Here is an 18,056-nt window from a genome sequence, read left to right on the forward strand (position 1 = left end):
GAGCGCCGAAGTGTCAGCGCCTGTCGCTGCCGGTCAGTGTTCGTGCAACAGGCTGCGCGCCAGCACCACCACCGCCAGGCCGGCCCCAATCCACGCCAGCTGCGCCATCGTCGATCGCCAAGGCAGCCGCCGCTGCAGCTGCGGCAGCAGATCCGCCACGGCCACGTAGACGAAGCTGCTGCTCGCGGCCACCAGCAGGTAGGGAAACAGCGCTTCCCAGGGCCCGACGATGAAGTAGCCCAGCACCCCGCCGACCACCGACGACAGCCCCGACAGTGCGTTGTACAGCAGCGCCTTGCCGCGGCTGAAGCCGGCATTGAGCAACACGATGTAGTCGCCGACTTCCTGCGGGATCTCGTGCGCGATGATCGCCAGCGAGGTCACCAGGCCCAGGCGCGTATCGGCCAGGAAGGCGGCGGCGATGATGATGCCGTCGCAGAAGTTGTGGATGCTGTCGCCCACCAGCACGCTCCAGCCGCCACGGCCGGCCTGCTCGGCGTCGAAGTGATGGTGGTGGTGGTGGCCATCGCCTTCGTGGTGATGGCCATGGCGATAGAGCTCCGCCTTCTCGAGCAGGAAGAAGAACAGCAGGCCCACCAGCAAGGTGACGAAGAGCCGTTGCGGCGGGACCGACGACTCGAAGGCCTCGGGCAACACATGCAGCAAGGCCGTCCCCAGTAGCACGCCGACCGACAGGCTGACCAGGTGCCGCACGACCCGGCCGAGCAGGCTGAGCGTCAAGGAGGCCGCGATCACCACCGACAGCAGGCCGCCGGCCGTGGTGGCCAGCACGATGTAGAACAAGGTCATCGGTGCTTCAACACGCTCAGGCCACGCCCTGGGCCTTGAACCAGGCCAGGCAGCGCCGCCAGCCGTCTTCGGCGGCCGCCTGGCGGTAACTGGGCCGGTAGTCGGCATGGAAGGCATGCGGCGCATCGGGGTAGACGACGAACGCCGATCGCCTGGCCGCCGCGCTGCCGCCGGCCAGCGCGGCCTTCATCTGCTCAACGCTCTCGAGCGGAATGCCGCCATCCTGCCCGCCGTACAGGCCCAGCACCGGCGCCTTCAGCTCGCCGGCCAGGTCGATCGGCTGCCTCGGCATCAATGCACTGCGGGCGCCGACCAGTCGGCCATACCAGGCCACCGCGGCCTTCACGGCAGGGTTGTGCGCGCTGTACAGCCAGGTGATGCGCCCGCCCCAGCAGAAGCCGGTGATGGCCAGCTTCGACGCATCGGCGCCTTGCCCGCGGGCCCAGGCCACGGACGCATCCAGGTCACCCATCACCTGGGCATCGGGCACCTTGTCGACCACCTCGGCCAGCAGCTTGGCGACCTCGCCGTACGCACCGGCATCGCCCTGGCGCACGAACAGCTCGGGCGCAATCGTGAAGTAGCCCTGCTTCGCGAAGCGCCGCGCCACATCGGCGATGTGCTCGTGCACGCCGAAGATCTCGCTGACCAGCAGCAGCACCGGCGCATCGGCCTTGCCCGCCGGCGCAGCGCGGTAGGCCGGCATCTTGAAGTCGCCCACGGGAATCGTCACCTCGCCGACCAGCAGGCCCTCGGCATCGGTCTTCACCACGGTCTGCGCTGCGATCGGCAGCACCGCGGCCGCGAAGCCCACGCCCAGCCCGCCGCGCACGAAACCACGGCGGCTGAAGTCACGCGACGGCACGAGGCTGTCGAGGTCCTGTTGCAGCATGGGCAGATCTCCTCCTGGGGGCGATCATTCTAGAGAGGGCTTCGCCGCCACCCGGCCGTGCCACGAATAGCCGCTAGCATCTCGGCCCATGCCTTCTCGCCTGCCGCGGGCCAATGCGCCCCTTGCCGCGATCGACATGGGGTCGAACAGCTTTCGACTCGAGATCGGTCAACTCCAGCATGGTCGCTACCGCCGCATCGCCTACCTGAAGGAGACCGTGCGCCTGGGTGCCGGCCTGGACGAGAACGGCTACCTCACCGAAGAAGCCGCCCAGCGCGGGCTGCAGTGCCTGGCCACCTTCGCCCAGCGCCTGCAGGGCTTCGAGAGCGCGCAGGTGCGCGCGGTGGCCACCCAGACGCTGCGCGAAGCCCGCAACCGCGATGCCTTCCTGGTGCGCGCCGAGGCCACGCTGGGCCATCCGATCGAGGTGATCTCGGGCCGCGAGGAGGCGCGCCTGATCTATGCCGGCGTGGCGCACCTGCAGCCCAGCGAATCGTCGCGGCTGGTGATCGACATCGGCGGCCGCAGCACCGAGATGATCCTGGGGCGCGGGCGCGTGCCGATGGTGGCCGAATCGTTCAAGACCGGCAGCGTCAGCCTGTCGATGCGCTGGTTTCCCGATGGGCGCTTCACCGAGCAGATGTTCCGCGATGCGCAGGTGGCCGCCGGCGCCGAGCTCGAGGAAGCGCTGGAGCCCTTTGCGCCGCGGCATTGGCAGCAGGCGCTGGGCTCCTCGGGCACGGCCGGCGCGGTCTCGCAGGTGCTGCAGGCGGCGGGCTTGAGCGATGGCCGCATCACCCCCGACGGCCTGCGCTGGTGCATCGCGCAGTGCCTGGCCGCCGGCCATGTCGACCGGCTGAAGCTGCCTTCGCTCAGCGAAGACCGCAAGCCCATCATCGGCGGCGGCCTGTCGCTGCTGTACACGCTGCTGACGCACTTCGGCGTCGAGGCGCTGTACCCGGCCAAGGGCGCGTTGCGCCAGGGCGTGATCGTCGACCTGCACGAGCGCCACGCCACGCAGCGGGGCAGCGGCGGCGCCGACGTGCGCGAGCACACGATCGCCGAGCTGCAGCAGCGCTTCGACGTCGATGTCGAGCAGGCCGCACGCGTGCGCCAGGTGGCCACGCAGCTGTTCGCGCAGGCGCTGCCGCACAGCGACGACGAGGCCCTGCGCGAGCTGGGCTGGGCCTGCGACCTGCACGAGATCGGCCTGATGGTCTCGCACCACGACCATCACCGCCACAGTGCCTACCTGCTGTCGCATGCGGACGCCGCCGGCTTCTCGCAGAGCCAGCAGCGCCGCATCGCCGAGCTGGTGCTGGGCCAGCGCGGCGGCCTGCGCAAGCTGGAGGCCCAGCTGTGCAGCGAGCGCTTCGCCTGGCAGGTGATGACGCTGCGTTTGGGTGTTATCTCCTGCCATGCGCGTGGCGACCTCGAACCCGGCGCACTGCGCCTGGCGCGCAGCGGCCGCCATGCGTTGCTCCGATGCAATGGCGCGTGGGCCGAAACCCATCCGCGCACGCTGCACCAGCTGCATGAAGAGGTCGAGGCCTGGAGCCGCCACGAGGCGCCGCGCCTGCAGCTGCAGGTCGGCGGCTGAAGCATCCGCCGGCCGCAGGGCCACGCCCCGGCGCCAGCGGCTACAGCTTGTCCGGCGTGCGCACCGAGACCAGCACGACATCGGGCACGCCGTCGCGCACCCGGTGGCGCAGCCACCACACCGCGCCCTTCTTGACGCCCCAGGCCGGGCTCTGCAACGCATCGGCACCCGCCATCAGGTAGGCCGCGGTCTGGCCCAGCGTCGGCTGGTGGCCCACGACCAGCACCGGCTCGCGGCTGTCGGGCCAGCGCGCGGCCGTCAGCAGCTGGCTCGAACCGGCGCCCGGCGCGAGGCTCTCGATCAGCCGGTACTTGCGGCCCAGCGCATCGGCGGTCTGCCGCGTGCGCAGGGCGGGGCTCACCAGCACCCTGGTGCTTGCCGGCAGGAAGCGGTTCAGCCACTCGGCCATGCGTTGCGCCTGCTTCTGCCCGCGCAGGGTCAGCGGCCGCTGCAGGTCGTCCTCGCCCTCGGTAACGTCGCGGGCTTCGGCATGGCGCCAGAGGATCAGGTCCATCGTCCGTCCGCCAGGCCGGTCAGGCACTGCGATAGCGCGCCATCAGCGCGGCCTGGGCGCTCTTGCCGCTCTCGGCCACGCGGCGGTAGCTGCCGTCGGGCGCCTGCAGCCAGGCATCGCGCTCGTCGTGCAGGTAGGGCACCAGGCATTCGTCGATCACCCGCTGGCGCAGCTGCGCATCGCGCACCGCCCAGGCCAGCTCGATGCGGCGGAACATGTTGCGGCCCATCCAGTCGGCACTCGACAGGTACAGCACCTCCTCCTCTTCGCTGGCGCCCCAGCGGAAGTACAGCACCCGGGTGTGCTCGAGGAAACGGCCGACCACCGAGCGCACGCGCACCCGGTCGGTGAGGCCAGGCAGGCCCGCGGGCAGCATGCAGGCGCCGCGCACGATCAGGTCGACCTCGGCACCGGCCTGCGCCGCGGCCACCAGTGCACCGATCAGGGCCGGATCGGTCAGCGCGTTGATCTTCACCACCACCCGCGCCGGCCGGCCTGCACGCGCGGCCTTGGCGACCTCGGCCAGGTGGGCCATCAGCCGGCGGTGCAGCACGAAGGGCGCGGTCAGCAGGTGGCGCTGCGAGCGCACCCGCGTCAGGCTGGTGAGCTGGTGGAACACCGCATCGGCGTCGGCCGTCAGGTGCGGGTCGGCGGTGAACATGCCGACATCGGTGTAGAGCTTTGCGGTGGACGGGTTGTAGTTGCCGGTCGACAGATGCACATAACGCCTCAAGAACGTGGCACCGCGCGGGCCGGTTTCCCGCCGCGTCACCAGCAGCAGCTTGGCGTGGGTCTTGAATCCGACGATGCCGTAGACCACCTGCGCGCCCACCGCCTCCAGCCGCTCGGCCCAGTTGATGTTGGCTTCCTCGTCGAAGCGGGCCTTCAACTCGACGACCGCGATCACTTCCTTGCCGCGACGCGCGGCCTCGATCAGCAGCTCCATCAGCACCGAGCGGTTGCCGGTGCGGTAGATGGTCTGCTTGATGGCCAGCACGTCGGGGTCCTGCACCGCCTCGCGCAGGAACTGCACCACCGGCTCGAAGCTCTCGAAGGGGTGGTGCAGCAGCACGTCACGCTCGCGCACCTGCGCCAGGATCGACTCGCCGGGCGGCAGGCCCAAGGCCGGCCAGCGGGGCTCGAAGGGCGGGAAGCGCAGGTGCGGCGCATCGACCTGGTCGATCAGCTGGTTCAGCCGCACCAGGTTGACCGGACCGTTGACGCGGTACAGCGCCGCCTCGGGCAGCGCGTACTGGTCGAGCAGGAAACGCCACAGCGACTCGGGGCAGCTCTTCACCACCTCGATGCGGATGGCCTGGCCGAAGTGCCGCGTCGTCAGGCCGGTGCGCAAGGCCTGCCGCAGGTTGGCCACGTCCTCCTCGTCGACATCGAGGTCCGAATCGCGTGTCACGCGGAACTGCGAGAACGCGTCGACCGGCCGGCCACCGAACAGGGTTTCCAGGTGCGCACGGATCACGCTGGTCAGCAGCACGAAACCCTGCGTGCCCGGCGGACACAGCTCGCGCGGCAGCGCGATCACGCGGGGCAGCACGCGCGGCACCTTGACAATGGCGATCGGGTTCTCGCGCCCGAAGGCGTCCTTGCCACCGAGGTGAACGATGAAGTTCAGCGACTTGTTCGCGACCTGCGGAAACGGATGCGCCGGGTCCAGCCCCACCGGCACCAGCAGCGGCCGCACCTGCGCCTCGAAGAAGCGCGCCACCCACTGGCGTTGCGCCGCATTGCGCTCGGCATGGTTCAGGATCACGATGCCTTCGCGCTGCAGCGCGGGCATCAGGTCGTCGTTGAACACCGCGTACTGGCGGTCGATGATCGCGTGCGCCTCGGCGGCCACCGCCCGCAGGGCGTCGCGCTGCGGGCCGCCGCCGGGCGCCTCGCGCATGGCTTCCAGCGCATCGGCGAAGCGCACCTCGAAAAACTCGTCGAGGTTGGACGAGACGATCGTGATGTAGCGCAGCCGCTCGAGCAGCGGCACGTCCGCACGGCTGGCCTGGGCCAGCACGCGGCGGTTGAATTCGAGGATGGCCTGTTCGCGGTTCAGCAGCGGCGGCAGGCCCGGCTGCTCGGGGCTGGCGGACGTCATTGACGGGAGCATATGACGCTCGTGCGACAAGTCTGTGACACCGATGGCACGCGCCTGCGGCGTCGCGGCCACAGGCGGCAGGAGCGGAAAATCCCTGTCTTGGTCAGGTGCCGGCATGCTGCGATCATCGCGCGGGGAGATCGCTCATGACAGTGCCTGACCTGCTTCTGTCACCGCGTGGCCGGCGCCGGCTGGCGGCCTGGCTCGCGATCGCCTGCCTGGCCCCGTTGCCGGGTTGCGGCGGTGGGGGCGGCGGCACCAGCGGCGACACCAGCACCCCGCCGCCGGTGAGCACCCCGTTCACCGACCCGACGCTGTATGCCACCGATGCCAACGCCACGCTGGCCGTGCCCAGCGAAGCCCGCTCCGTCACGCAGCACCGCGTGGTGCTGGCCAGCGGGACGTTGGACTACAGCGCCACCGCCGGCCACCTCATTGCCAACGAGGTCGGCACCGGCAAGCCGCAGGCCTCGTTCTTCTACGTCGCCTACACGCTCAATGGCGCGAACCCGGCCACGCGGCCGGTCACCTTCTTCTACAACGGCGGTCCGGGCTCGGCCTCGCTGTGGCTGCACATGGGCTCCTTCGGCCCGAAGCGGCTGGACACGCGCATGCCGAGCAACCAGATCGCCGGCGCCTTCACGCTGGTCGACAATGCCGAGACGCTGCTCGATGTCAGCGACCTGGTGTTCGTCGACGCGGTGGGCACCGGCTATTCGCAGGCCATTGCGCCGGCCACCAACCGCAGCTATTGGGGCGTGGATGCCGATGCCAAGGTGTTCCGCGACTTCATCGCGCGCTACCTCGAAGCCAATGGCCGCGCGGCCGCGCCACGAGTGATCTTCGGCGAGTCCTATGGCACCACGCGCTCGGCGGTGCTGGCCGAGGAACTGGAGGCCGCCGGCATCGGCGTCGATGGGGTGGTGTTGCTGTCCTCGGTGCTGAACTACAACACCAATTGCGGGGTGGTCGACGATGCCGGCGCCTCGTGCGGGGGCTACCTGCCCAGTTACGCGGCCACCGGCGCCTGGTTCAACCGCACCCAGCCGGCGCCGGCCGATGTGACGGCCTTCGTGTTGCAGGCGATGAGCTTTGCCGACGAGCGCTACGGCCCCGCGCTGTCGGCCTACCTGGTGGGCCAGGCGCTGCCGACGCCGCAGCTCTACACCGACCTGGCCGCCCTCACCGGCCTGCCGGCAACGCAATGGCAGGCGCGACTGAACCTCCAGCCGGACGTGTTCCGCGCCGAGCTGCTGCCGGGCCAGTTGCTCGGCCGTTACGACGCCCGCATTGCCGGTGCGGCCAACGGCCCGCTGGCGGTGGACGGCGACCCCTCGCTGACCGTCATCCAGTCGGCCTACATCGCCGCGACACGCCGCTACCTGGCGCAGGACCTGGCCTACACCAGCCCGACGACCTACACGGATTTCAGCAACGCGATCGACGCATGGCGCTTTTCGCACAACGGCAAGTCGCTGCCCGACACGGTGCCCGACCTCGCCACCGCGATGACCCTGAACCCGCGGCTGCGCGTGCTGTCGCTCAACGGCCACCACGATCTGGCCACGCCGTTCCAGCAGACGCGCAGCGACCTGCGGCGCCTGTCCGCGCAGTCGCGCATCACCTTCCACCATGTCGCTGGCGGGCACATGACCTACCTGGACGACGACGGCCGCCGCGCCCAGCGTGCCGTGCTGGCCGACTTCTACCGCAGCCTGAGGACCACGCCATGAACGCCACCCGCCTGGCCTGGCTGGTCCTGCTGCTGCCGGCCACGCTGCACGCGGCTGACCCGCCCGCGCCGCGCCGCGCCGATCCCTGGGTGCCCCCCGCCGCGCGCATCCGCAGCGCCGAGCCGCCGACCTCGGGCGCCGCGCTGCAGGCGCAGGTGACCGACACGCTGCGCCGCCGCTTCGACGCCGCCGACCCGCGCGGCTACGGCGCCATCAGCCGCGCGCAGGCCGAACGCGCCGGCCTCGGCTTCGTCAGCCGCCACTTCGAGCGCATCGACACGCAGGGCAGCGGCAGCGTCAGCTTCGACGAGCTGCAGCGGTACCTGGCAAAGTCAGCGGCCGAGCGCTGAGGACGGCGCTCAATGTGCCTGGTCCCAATTGGGACCGATGCCGATCTCCGCCAGCAAAGGCACGCTCAGCTGCGCCACGCCGGCCATCAGCCGCGGCACCTCGGTGCGCACCCAGTCCAGCTCGTCTTCCGGCACCTCGAAGACCAGCTCGTCGTGCACCTGCATCACGATCGCGGTGCGCCGCTGCTGCGCATCCAGCGCGCCCTGCACCGCGATCATCGCCAGCTTGATCAGGTCGGCTGCGGTGCCCTGCATCGGCGCATTGATGGCCTGGCGCTCGGCGCCCGAGCGGCGCGGGCCATTGCCGCCGCGGATGTCCGGCAGCTCGATGCGGCGGCCGAACAGCGTCTCGACATAGCCACGCGCCGCGGCCTGCGCCTTGGTCTCGTCCATGTAGCGCTTGACGCCGGCAAAGCGCGCGAAGTAGCGGTCGATGTAGTCGCGCGCCGCCTTCTGCTCGATGCCCAGCGACTGCGCCAGCCCGAACGCGCCCATGCCGTAGATCAGGCCGAAGTTGATGGTCTTGGCATAGCGCCGCTGCTCGCTGGTGACCGCATCAGGCGCAATGTTGAACACCTCGGACGCCGTGGCGCGGTGCACGTCCATGCCTTCGGCGAAGGCGCGCGTCAGCCCGGGGTCGCCGCTGATGTGGGCCATGATGCGCAGCTCGATCTGCGAGTAGTCGGCCGAGGCCACCACATGCCCCGGCGGCGCGATGAAGGCTTCGCGCACGCGCCGGCCTTCGGGCGTGCGGATGGGAATGTTCTGCAGGTTCGGGTCGTTGCTCGACAGCCGGCCGGTCACCGCCACCGCCTGCGCATAGTTGGTGTGCACGCGGCCGGTGGCCGGGTTCACCATCTGCGGCAGCTTGTCGGTGTAGGTACCCTTCAGCTTGGCCAGGCTGCGGTGCTCGAGGATGCGCGCCGGCAGCGGGAAGTCGGCGGCCAGCTCCTGCAGCACGTCTTCATCGGTGCTCGGCGCGCCCGAGGCGGTCTTCTTCTTCACCGGCAGGCCGAGCCGGCCGAACAGGATCTCGCCGATCTGCTTGGGCGAGCCCAGGTTGAAGGGCTGGCCGGCGATCTCGTAGGCCTGCTGCTCGAGCTGCACCATGCGCTCGGCCAGCTCGCGGCTCTGCTGCGCGAGCAGCGCGCTGTCGATCAGCACGCCATGGCGCTCGATGCGCGCCAGCAGCGCCGACACCGGCATCTCGATCTCGCCGTACACCTTCAGCAGGCCGGGCTGCGCCGCGATGCGCGGGTACAGCACCTGGTGCACCTGCAGCGTCATCTCGCTGTCCTCGCCGCTGTATTCGGTGGCGCGCGCGATGTCGACCTGCGAGAACGGGATCTGGTTCGCGCCCTTGCCGCACAGGTCCTCGTAGCTCAGGCCCTGGCGGTTCAGATGCCGCTGCGCCAGCTTCTCCAGGCTGTGCGCGAGATGCGCCTCGAAGACGTAGCTTTCCAGCAAGGTGTCGAAGCGCCAGCCGCGCACCGTGATGCCATGGTTGGCCAGCACGTGCGTGTCGTACTTGGTGTTCTGCCCGACCTTGGCAAAGCGCTCGTCTTCGAGCCAGGGGCGCAGCGCGGCCAGCACCGCGTCCAGCGGCAGCTGGTCGGGCGCGCCGGGGTAGTCGTGGCGCAGGGGCACGTAGGCCGCCTCCCCGGGCGTCACCGCGAACGAAACGCCGACGATGCGCGCGCGCATCGGGTCCAACGAATCGGTCTCGGTGTCCAGCGCCGCGAGCTCGGCCCGCTGCAGCACGCCGATCCAGTGCTGCAGCCGCTCCATCGTCAGCACGGTTTCGTAGTGCCGCGTCAATCCGGTGTTATCGGGCGGCGGTGGCGGATCGTCGTCGGCGCCCACGGTGCCCACCGTGGCTGCGGCGGCAGGCGGTGGCGCCACGCCCAGGTCGGTCTCGAGCTCCTTGCGCCAGGCGCGGAAGCCGAAGCGCTGGTAGAAATCCAGCAGCCCGGGCTTGTCGACCTCCTTCAGCGCCAGCTGCTCGATCGAGGGCCAGCCGGGCAGGTGGCCGCCGAGGTCGCAGTCGGTCACCACGGTGATCAGCCGCCGGCCCTGCGGCAGCCAGTCCAGCGCCTTGCGCAGGTTCTCGCCGGCGGCGCCCTTGATGCCCGGCGCGGCGGCGATCACGCCGTCGAGCGAACCGTGCTCGGCGATCCACTTCGCGGCGGTCTTCGGACCGACCTTGTCGACGCCGGGCACGTTGTCCACCGTGTCGCCGATCAGCGTGAGGTAGTCGATGATGCGATCGGGCGCCACCCCGAACTTGGCCTTCACGCCCTCGATGTCCAGGCGCTCGTTGCTCATCGTGTTGATCAGCGTGACCTGCTCGTTGACCAGCTGGGCCAGGTCCTTGTCGCCGGTGGAGATGACCACCCGGTGGCCGCTGGCCGCGCCGACCCGCGCCAACGTGCCGATCGCATCGTCGGCCTCGATGCCCGGCACCTGCAGCACCGGCCAGCCGAGCAGCTTCACCACCTCGTGGATCGGCTCGATCTGCAGCCGCAGGTCGTCGGGCATCGGCGCGCGATGCGCCTTGTACTCGGGGTACCAGTCGTCGCGGAAGGTCTTGCCGGGCGCGTCGAACACGCAGCAGGCATGGCCGGCGCCGACCTGCTCGCGCAGTCGCTTCATCATCGCCACCAGGCCGTGGATCGCGCCGGTGGGAAAGCCGTCCGGCCCGCGCAGGTCTGGCAGCGCATGGTAGGCGCGGTAGAGGTAGCTGGAGCCGTCGACCAGCAGCAGGGTCGGCACGTGCGCGGGAGAGTTCATCGGGCGATTGTGCGTGAGCGGATCGCCGGCACCCGCTGCGTAGAATCCGCCCGCTCATGGCCGTCTTCACACCGATTTCCGAGGCGGATGCCGCCGCGCTGCTGGCTCGCCTGGATGCCGGCGAGTTCATCGCGATGCAGGGCATCGGCGCGGGCATCGAGAACACCAACTACTTCGTCGACTCCAGCCGCGGCCGCTGGGTGCTGACGGTGTTCGAGCGCCTGGGCTTCGAGCAGCTGCCGTTCTACCTGCGGCTGATGCAGCATCTGGCGCGCCACGGCCTGCCGGTGCCCGAGCCGCGCGCCGACGCCGCCGGCGAGATCGTGCACCGCCTGGCCGGCAAGCCGGCCGCGCTGGTCAATGCGCTGCCCGGCCATCACCAGCTGGCGCCCGACCTGCACCACTGCGCACAGCTGGGCGCGATGCTCGCGCGCATGCACCTGGCCGTGGCCGACTTCCCGCTGCAGCAGCCCAACCTGCGCGGGCTGGACTGGTGGCAGCAGATCGCGCCGCGCCTGCAGCCCCACCTGGCCGACACGCAGCGCGCACTGCTGGCCGACGAACTGGCGTTCCAGCAGCAGCTCGCCGCCTCGGCGGCCTACCAGGCGCTGCCGCGCGGCGCGGTGCATGCCGACCTGTTCCGCGACAACGTGCTGTTCGACGGCCTGCCCGGCCACGAGAAGCTCACCGCCTGCTTCGACTTCTACTTCGCCGGCACCGACACCTTCGGCTACGACCTGGCGGTGTGCCTGAACGACTGGTGCGTCGACGACGAATCCGGCCGGCTCGACGAGCCGCTGGCCGCTGCGCTGGTGCAGGCCTACGAGCGCGAACGCCCGCTGTCGCCGGCCGAGGTGCGGCTGATGCCCGCCCTGCTGCGCGCCGCGGCGCTGCGCTTCTGGCTCTCGCGGCTGGGGGACTGGTTCCTGCCGCGCGAGGCCGCGCTGCTGCAGCCCAAGGACCCGCAGCACTTCGAGCGCGTGCTGCGTGCACGGCTCGACGCCCCGTGGCATCCGCCGCGCTGATCCGACACCTGACCGATTGACCACGATGGGACTGCGCCTGCGTCCGGTAGCTGCTTCGCGAGGCCAGGCCTGGCTGCGCGAGGGCTTTCGCGCCTACTTCCACCACCCGCTGGGCTACAGCCTGCTGTTCTTCGCCTTCCTGCTGACGAGCGCGCTGCTGGGCTCGATTCCGCTGCTGGGCCCCTGGCTGGCGACCAGCCTGCTGCCGCTGCTGTCGCTGCTGTTCATGGGCGCCACGCAGGACGTGCAGCAGGGCCGGCCGATCGGCCTGGCGCACTGGTTCGCGCTGTGGCGCGAGCCGCCGCGCCGCCTGCGCACGATGCTGCTGCTGTGTGGCGCCTACGGCCTGCTCGTGACCGCCATCGTCGCCCTGGCCTTCTGGAGCGGCGGCGACGAACTGCGGCAGGCCTTCAAGCCCCTGGCCCGGCCGCAGTCGGGAGCGCAGGACATGATGGAGGTGTTCGGCAGCGCCGCGGTGGCGCGGCTGGCCAACACCATCACGCTGCTGGTCGCGCTGGTCTCGGTGCCGTACTGGCATGCGCTGGCGCTGGTGCGCTGGGGCGGCCAGGGCGCCTTCCAGGCGCTGTTCTCCAGCACCATCGCGCTGTGGCGCACGCGCGGCGCGGTGCTGCTGTACGGACTGTCATGGATCGGCTGCACGCTGCTGGGCAGCCTGCTGGCCGGCCTGCTGAGCGCGCTGCTCGCGGCGGGCGGCGGTGGCGCGCTGGCCCTGCTGCCGGGCCTGCTGATCATGCTGTCGCTGAGCTCGGCGTTCTATGCCTCGCTGTGGTTCATGTTCATCGACACCTTCGCGCCGGACGATGCCGGCGCGGGGACATCGGCGCCCTGACGCCTGAACGCTGGTCCCGACCAGGGCGATCCAGCGGCGCGGGCCGCGACCCTGTGGCGCTCAGGCGCTCGCAACGGCGGTCAGCGCCGGCAGCCGCAACGTGAAGGCGAAGCGGCTGCCCGCGCCCGGCGTGCTGTGCACCGCGATGTCGCTGCCCATCAGTCTCAGCAACTGGCGCGTGATCGCCAGGCCCAGCCCGCTGCCACCGGCGCGGCGGCGCGCCTCGCCCGCCTGCTCGAAGGGTTGGAAGATCGACTCCAGGTGCTCGGGCCCGATGCCTACCCCGCTGTCCTCGACGCTGAAGGCGATGGCCACCCGGCCTTCGGCTTCGGGCGGCGCATCGACATCTCGCCGGACAGCCAGGCGCACCTGGCCGTGATCGGTGAACTTCGCGGCGTTGCCCAGCAGGTTCAGCAGCACCTGGCGCAGGCGCTGTTCGTCGGCCAGCACGCCGGGCGGCAGCGCCGGATCGATCTCGACCGCAAAGGCCACGCCCTTTTCCTCGATCTTCACGCGGGCGATGTCGGCCACGCCCTGCAGGAACGGCGCCAGCCACAGCGGCGCGGGCAGCAGCTCGGCCTTGCCGGCCTCGATGCGCGCGAGGTCCAGGATGTCGTTCACCAGCCCGAGCAGGTGCTCGCCACTGAGCCGGATGGTGTCGACGCCATGGCGCTGGCGCGCACCGAGCGCCGGGTCCATCTGCAGCAGCTGGGCATAGCCCAGCACGGCATTCAGCGGCGTGCGCAGCTCGTGGCTCATGCGGGTGAGGAAGCCGGTCTTGGCCTCGCTGGCGGCCTCGGCGCGCTCCTTGGCCGCCTGCAGCTGCAGCGTGCGTTCGTGCACCTGCTGTTCCAGTGCATCCCGGTGCGCGGCCAGCTGTGCCTCGCGCTCGCGCAGCACGGCCACCTGGCGCGAGGATTCGAGCGAGCGCACCAGCGAGAACAGCAGCAGGCCGATGCAGGCCCCCCCCAGCAGCGTGCCCCACACCAGCAAGGTGGCCGCCATGTCGGGCGGGGCGCGGTCGGTGAACTCCAGGCGCCAGCGGCGGCCGGCCATCGCCAGCTCGCGCTGGGCCTGCAAGGGCATCGCATGGCCGGCCGGCGCATCGGGGTCGTGACTGTCGAACAGCACGAACGCTTCGGATGCGGGCTCGCCCGTCACGCCCACCGGTCCGGCATCTTCCAGCCGCAGATCGAAGCGCCGCGCCGCGGACTGGCCGATCGCCACCTCCAGCAGGTGGTTGATCGACAGCGCATAGCCCACCGAGCCACTGAAGGCCGCGCGCCGCTGCACGACGGTGTCGATGGGTGCGCCGGCGCGGTACACCGCCAGGCGCACACCGAGCACCGGCGTGGCCAGCACCCGCGGATCGTCGATCGGACGGCCCGAGCTGTAGGGCAGCCCGCTGTCGCGCGCCAGCTCGCTGGCGCGGATGCGCTGCTCGGCATGCGGCTGCACGCCGTAGACGTCGCGGCCGAACGTGGCATTGCGGCCCGGTTCGTCGAAGGGCTCGATGTAGTCGATCACCAGGTACTCGTCGCGCTCGCCGGGCGGGTAGATCGCAAAGCCCGGGTAGCCGCCGGGGTCGCGGCTGCTGTCGGCCCGCACCGCGGCCTCGTAGCGGGCCTTTTCGGCCTGCAGCACGCGTCGCGCGAAGTTGGCGGTGAGGATGGCCGGGTAGCGCTGTGGCAGGTCCAGCGTCTCGACATAACGCCTGAAATCCCCGCGGCTCACCTCCGGGCGGCTCATCATCAGCGCACGCAGACCGTCGAGCACCGCCTCGTAGGCCAGCAGCCTGGCCTGGATGCGTGCGGCGGTGTCGGTGGCCTGGGCCTCGAAGCGCGCCGCCGCTTCCCGCTGGACCAGCGTGCGCACCAGCCAGAACGACACGGCCGACACCACGAGCGCCGCCGCCAGCACCCCCCAGGCGGCGAGGTGTCGGGCCCGCGGCGCGCTGGCAGGCATCAGCTCACCGGCGTCAGCTTGGCCACCGACAGCGCCAGCCACTTCGCGCCATGGCGGTTGAAGTGCACCTGGGCCCGCGCATCGGTGCCGCTGCCTTCGAGCGTCAGCACCACGCCTTCACCGAACTTGTTGTGGAACACCGACTGGCCCACGCGCAGGCCGTGCGCCGGCGCGGCGGTCTTGCTGGGCATCATCGGCGGCGGGGGTGGTGCGGCATAGGCCGGCCGGCCTTCGACCCGCCCGGCGCCCACCACCGAACCCAGGCCCGAGCCGCGCGCCCAGGCGCTCTGGTACTCGCGCGCATAGCCCGAGCCGAAGCCCTGGTTCTTCGGCGTCAGCCATTTCAGCGCACCCTCGGGCAGCTCTTCGAGGAAGCGGCTCTTGACGTTGTAGCGCGTCTGCCCATGCAGCAGCCGGGTCTGGCTGAAGCTCAGGTACAGGCGCTTGCGAGCGCGGGTGATGGCCACGTACATCAGCCTGCGCTCTTCCTCCAGCCCGTCGGCATCGGACAGCGCGTTCTCGTGCGGGCACAGGCCCTCTTCCAGCCCGGTGATGAAGACGCAGTCGAACTCCAGGCCCTTGGCGGCATGCACCGTCATCAGCTGCAGCGCGTCCTGGCCGGCCTGGGCCTGGTTGTCGCCGGCCTCCAGCGCGGCATGGGTCAGGAAGGCCGCCAGCGGCGACAGGATCTCGCCGGTCTCGGCATCGGGCGTCAGCGTCACCGCCGCCACCGCGGTGGGCGTGCCCTCGGCGATGGTGCCGGGCGCGGTCTCGTCCACCGGCAAGGCCACCGCGTCCTTGCCGAAGCCTTCCTGCGTGACGAAGGCCTCGGCGGCATTGACCAGTTCCTGCAGGTTCTCGATGCGCTCGGCCCCCTCCTTCTCGGTGCGATAGAACTCGACGAGGCCGCTGTCCTTGAGCATCTCGTCGATGATCTGGCGCAGCGTGAGCCCGCGCGTGCGCTCGCGCAGGCCGTCGACCAGCGCATTGAAGGCGGCCAGGTTGGCGCCGGCCTTGCCGCTGAGCGCGCCCACGCTCTGGTACAGGCTGCGGCCGCTCTGGCGCGCCGCGTCCTGCAGCTGCTCGACGCTGCGCGCGCCGATGCCGCGCGCCGGGAAGTTGACGACGCGCAGGAACGAGGTGTCGTCGTTCGGGTTCTCGACCAGGCGCAGGTAGGCCAGCGCATGCTTGACCTCGGCACGCTCGAAGAAGCGCAGGCCGCCGTACACGCGGTAGGGAATGCCGGCATTGAACAGCGCGCTCTCGATCACGCGGCTTTGGGCGTTGCTGCGGTACAGCACCGCGATCTCGCTGCGCGGCGTGCCGCTGCGGTGCAGCTGCTGCGCCTCTTCCAGCAGCCACTGCGCCTCGGCATAGTCGCTGGTGGCCTCGCTCACCCGCACCGGCTCGCCAGGGCCGGCCTCGGTGCGCAGGTTCTTGCCCAGGCGCCGGCTGTTGTGCGAGATCAGCGCGTTCGCACTGTCGAGGATGTTGCCGAAGGAGCGGTAGTTGCGCTCCAGCTTGATCACCCGCTCGACGTGGTACTCGCGCTCGAAGTCGGCCATGTTGCCCACCTGCGCGCCGCGGAAGGCGTAGATGCTCTGGTCGTCGTCGCCGACCGCGAACACGCCCTGCGCCAGCGGGCCGTGCGTCCCCTGGCGCCCGGGCGGCGGTGCGAACATCTGCAGCCAGCGGTACTGCAGCCGGTTGGTGTCCTGGAACTCGTCGACCAGGATGTGGCGGAAGCGGTGCTGGTAGTGCTCGCGCAGCGCGGCGTTGTCGCGCAGCAGCTCGTAGGTGCGCAGCATCAGCTCGGCGAAGTCGACCACGCCTTCGCGCTGGCACTGGTCTTCGTAGGCCTGGTAGACCTCGACCATCGTGCGCGTCTGCGGGTCGCGTGCCTCCACGTCCTTTGGACGCTGGCCCTCTTCCTTGCTGCCGGCGATGAACCAGCTCACCTGCTTGGGCACGAAGCGCTGCTCGTCCAGGTTCATCGCCTTGATCACGCGCTTGACGGCCGAGAGCTGGTCGGCCGAATCGAGGATCTGGAACGACTGCGGCAGGTTGGCCAGCTTCCAGTGCGCGCGCAGGAAGCGGTTGCACAGGCCGTGGAAGGTGCCGATCCACATGCCGCGCACGGCGATCGGCAGCATTGCCTGCAGCCGGGTCAGCATTTCCTTGGCGGCCTTGTTCGTGAAGGTCACCGCCATCAGCCCGCCAGGCGAGACCTGGCCGGTGGCCAGCAGCCAGGCGATGCGCGTGGTCAGCACCCGCGTCTTGCCCGAGCCGGCGCCGGCCAGGATCAGCGCGGGCCTGGCCGGCAGCGTCACCGCGGCCAGTTGCTCGGGGTTCAGGTTGTGCAGCAGCGTGCCGGTGCCGTCCAGCGCGGCCTGCCGATCGGGAACATCAGGGTGCATCGGGGGATTCTAGGAGCCGCTCCCCGCGCGCCCGGTGCCGGCGCCACAATGCGCCGCATGTCAAGACATGCCTTCGCCGCCCTCGGGCTGGTCCTCGGTTCGGCCCTCGCTTCGAGCACCGTGTCGGCCGCGCCAGCGGCGCCAGTGGCGCCGGCCTGCCCGCGCGCCGGTGCACCGGTGGTCGAGCGCTTCATCGGCGCCGATTGCCCCGAGTGCTGGGCCGCCCGCCCCGATGCCGCCGCCCCCGCCGGGGCCTGGGTGTTCGACTGGATCGTGCCGACACCGCAGGGCGACGAGGCCGCACTGTCGGCCGCCGCCTCCGGCGAAGCGCTCGAGCGCGCGCAGCGCTTCGGCGGCCCGCCGCCACCGGCCGGTGAGCGCAGCGCGCCGCCGCAGCCGCTGCCGCGCACGAAGCTGCGCCTGCGTATGGTGTCCGGCCCGGCCTGGAACGGCTACTTCGGGCTGCAGATCGAGCTGCGCGGCCCGCTGCCGCCCGGCAGCAGCGCCTGGATGGCGCTGGTGGAGAAGATCCCCGCCGGCAGCGAGGGGTCGGCGATCGAGCGCTCGCTGATGCGCACGGTCGTCGGCCCGCTGCCGGTGGAAGGCGCCGCCGGCGCCCAGGGCACCAAGCACCTGCGGGCGCTGCGCTGGCCGTCGGGTGCCGACCCCACGCGCTTCGAGGCGCGTGGCTGGGTCGAGGATCGCGACGGCCGGCTGCTGGCAGTGACGGAAGCGCGCTGCGGCAGCAGGATCGGCCGGCGCTGAGGTCCGTGACGCGTCTTTTGGGCGCTAGGCGCGTGATCTCTCGGGCGCCGACAACGGCCGACCCTCGGCGCAGGCATCGAGGCCTCGTTCGGCACCGATAACCCGCAGCCGCCGCTGGCCCTGGGCGCCGCGTAGAATCAGCCACCGGGCCCAAATTCTGGCGCCCGGTTTTCCGTGGCCGCACCGTTCCCCGCTGGACGGCTCTCGCAGCCCGTGCCGGGTTCCCAGGTCAAGCGCTCGC

General features: G+C 70.9%; 13 protein-coding genes. 6 read left to right on the plus strand and 7 right to left on the minus strand.

Annotation, left to right across the window (positions count from 1 at the left end):
- Positions 1-33 precede the first annotated feature (33 nt).
- Both ACILR4_RS02335 and ACILR4_RS02340 read right to left on the minus strand, forming a co-directional pair.
- Positions 34-810 carry a ZIP family metal transporter gene (locus ACILR4_RS02335; protein ID WP_395699208.1) on the minus strand — a complete coding sequence of 259 codons (777 nt, stop codon included), beginning with the start codon at positions 808-810 and terminating at the stop codon, positions 34-36.
- Between the two features lie 16 nt (positions 811-826).
- Complete coding sequence (locus tag ACILR4_RS02340; RefSeq protein ID WP_395699209.1) at positions 827-1,702, minus strand: dienelactone hydrolase family protein; 876 nt, start codon at positions 1,700-1,702, stop codon at positions 827-829.
- Between the two features lie 88 nt (positions 1,703-1,790).
- On the opposite strand from ACILR4_RS02340, the gene ppx reads away from it, so the two are divergent.
- Positions 1,791-3,302, plus strand: a complete 1,512-nt coding sequence (ppx, locus tag ACILR4_RS02345) for an exopolyphosphatase (protein WP_395699210.1) — start codon at positions 1,791-1,793, stop codon at positions 3,300-3,302.
- Positions 3,303-3,342: 40 nt separating this feature from the next.
- Here ppx and ACILR4_RS02350 read toward each other — a convergent pair whose 3' ends face one another.
- Positions 3,343-3,816: a SixA phosphatase family protein gene (locus ACILR4_RS02350; protein WP_395699211.1), complete on the minus strand. Its 474-nt coding sequence runs from the start codon at positions 3,814-3,816 to the stop codon at positions 3,343-3,345.
- Between the two features lie 19 nt (positions 3,817-3,835).
- Positions 3,836-5,920: a polyphosphate kinase 1 gene (gene ppk1, locus ACILR4_RS02355; RefSeq protein WP_395699212.1), complete on the minus strand. Its 2,085-nt coding sequence runs from the start codon at positions 5,918-5,920 to the stop codon at positions 3,836-3,838.
- Positions 5,921-6,066: 146 nt separating this feature from the next.
- Here ppk1 and ACILR4_RS02360 point away from each other — a divergent pair, with 146 nt between their 5' ends.
- Both ACILR4_RS02360 and ACILR4_RS02365 read left to right on the plus strand, forming a co-directional pair.
- A complete protein-coding gene (locus tag ACILR4_RS02360; RefSeq protein ID WP_395699213.1) occupies positions 6,067-7,653 on the plus strand; it encodes a S10 family peptidase in 1,587 nt (528 codons plus the stop codon).
- Entirely contained in the window at positions 7,650-8,003 is a 354-nt protein-coding gene (locus ACILR4_RS02365) for an EF-hand domain-containing protein (protein WP_395699214.1), read from the plus strand. The genes ACILR4_RS02360 and ACILR4_RS02365 overlap by 4 nt, the downstream gene beginning before the upstream one ends.
- Before the next feature lie 9 nt (positions 8,004-8,012).
- Here the strand turns inward: ACILR4_RS02365 and polA are convergent, their stop codons facing one another.
- The gene (polA, locus tag ACILR4_RS02370; protein WP_395699215.1) at positions 8,013-10,793 is read right to left on the minus strand and encodes a DNA polymerase I; all 2,781 of its coding nucleotides are present in this window, start codon (positions 10,791-10,793) and stop codon (positions 8,013-8,015) included.
- A gap of 56 nt (positions 10,794-10,849) precedes the next feature.
- Here polA and ACILR4_RS02375 point away from each other — a divergent pair, with 56 nt between their 5' ends.
- Both ACILR4_RS02375 and ACILR4_RS02380 read left to right on the plus strand, forming a co-directional pair.
- Complete coding sequence (locus ACILR4_RS02375; protein WP_395699216.1) at positions 10,850-11,818, plus strand: homoserine kinase; 969 nt, start codon at positions 10,850-10,852, stop codon at positions 11,816-11,818.
- Positions 11,819-11,843: 25 nt separating this feature from the next.
- The gene (locus tag ACILR4_RS02380; RefSeq protein WP_395699217.1) at positions 11,844-12,668 is read left to right on the plus strand and encodes a BPSS1780 family membrane protein; all 825 of its coding nucleotides are present in this window, start codon (positions 11,844-11,846) and stop codon (positions 12,666-12,668) included.
- Positions 12,669-12,728: 60 nt separating this feature from the next.
- Here ACILR4_RS02380 and ACILR4_RS02385 read toward each other — a convergent pair whose 3' ends face one another.
- Together ACILR4_RS02385 and ACILR4_RS02390 are read right to left on the minus strand one after the other, a co-directional pair.
- Positions 12,729-14,633, minus strand: coding sequence for a CHASE domain-containing protein (locus tag ACILR4_RS02385; protein WP_395699218.1), 1,905 nt, complete (start codon positions 14,631-14,633; stop codon positions 12,729-12,731).
- Complete coding sequence (locus tag ACILR4_RS02390; protein ID WP_395699219.1) at positions 14,633-17,050, minus strand: UvrD-helicase domain-containing protein; 2,418 nt, start codon at positions 17,048-17,050, stop codon at positions 14,633-14,635. Before ACILR4_RS02390 ends, ACILR4_RS02385 begins: the two co-directional genes overlap by 1 nt.
- A gap of 57 nt (positions 17,051-17,107) precedes the next feature.
- Here ACILR4_RS02390 and ACILR4_RS02395 point away from each other — a divergent pair, with 57 nt between their 5' ends.
- Positions 17,108-17,815: a hypothetical protein gene (locus ACILR4_RS02395; protein ID WP_395699220.1), complete on the plus strand. Its 708-nt coding sequence runs from the start codon at positions 17,108-17,110 to the stop codon at positions 17,813-17,815.
- Positions 17,816-18,056: the final 241 nt, after the last annotated feature.

The sequence above is a fragment of the Aquabacterium sp. genome, assembly GCF_044226965.1.
In the GTDB taxonomy this organism is placed as follows: Bacteria; Pseudomonadota; Gammaproteobacteria; order Burkholderiales; family Burkholderiaceae_C; genus Pseudaquabacterium.

Excerpts from the sequence above, each read along its gene's own strand:
- ACILR4_RS02360 (WP_395699213.1), top strand. The coding sequence starts at position 6,067 with ATGACAGTGCCTGACCTGCTTCTGTCACCGCGTGGCCGGCGCCGGCTG.
- ACILR4_RS02390 (WP_395699219.1), bottom strand. The coding sequence starts at position 17,050 with ATGCACCCTGATGTTCCCGATCGGCAGGCCGCGCTGGACGGCACCGGC.
- ACILR4_RS02340 (WP_395699209.1), bottom strand. The coding sequence starts at position 1,702 with ATGCTGCAACAGGACCTCGACAGCCTCGTGCCGTCGCGTGACTTCAGC.
- ACILR4_RS02385 (WP_395699218.1), bottom strand. The coding sequence starts at position 14,633 with ATGCCTGCCAGCGCGCCGCGGGCCCGACACCTCGCCGCCTGGGGGGTG.
- ACILR4_RS02395 (WP_395699220.1), top strand. The coding sequence starts at position 17,108 with ATGTCAAGACATGCCTTCGCCGCCCTCGGGCTGGTCCTCGGTTCGGCC.
- ppx (WP_395699210.1), top strand. The coding sequence starts at position 1,791 with ATGCCTTCTCGCCTGCCGCGGGCCAATGCGCCCCTTGCCGCGATCGAC.
- ACILR4_RS02350 (WP_395699211.1), bottom strand. The coding sequence starts at position 3,816 with ATGGACCTGATCCTCTGGCGCCATGCCGAAGCCCGCGACGTTACCGAG.
- ACILR4_RS02375 (WP_395699216.1), top strand. The coding sequence starts at position 10,850 with ATGGCCGTCTTCACACCGATTTCCGAGGCGGATGCCGCCGCGCTGCTG.
- ACILR4_RS02335 (WP_395699208.1), bottom strand. The coding sequence starts at position 810 with ATGACCTTGTTCTACATCGTGCTGGCCACCACGGCCGGCGGCCTGCTG.
- ACILR4_RS02365 (WP_395699214.1), top strand. The coding sequence starts at position 7,650 with ATGAACGCCACCCGCCTGGCCTGGCTGGTCCTGCTGCTGCCGGCCACG.
- polA (WP_395699215.1), bottom strand. The coding sequence starts at position 10,793 with ATGAACTCTCCCGCGCACGTGCCGACCCTGCTGCTGGTCGACGGCTCC.
- ppk1 (WP_395699212.1), bottom strand. The coding sequence starts at position 5,920 with ATGACGTCCGCCAGCCCCGAGCAGCCGGGCCTGCCGCCGCTGCTGAAC.
- ACILR4_RS02380 (WP_395699217.1), top strand. The coding sequence starts at position 11,844 with ATGGGACTGCGCCTGCGTCCGGTAGCTGCTTCGCGAGGCCAGGCCTGG.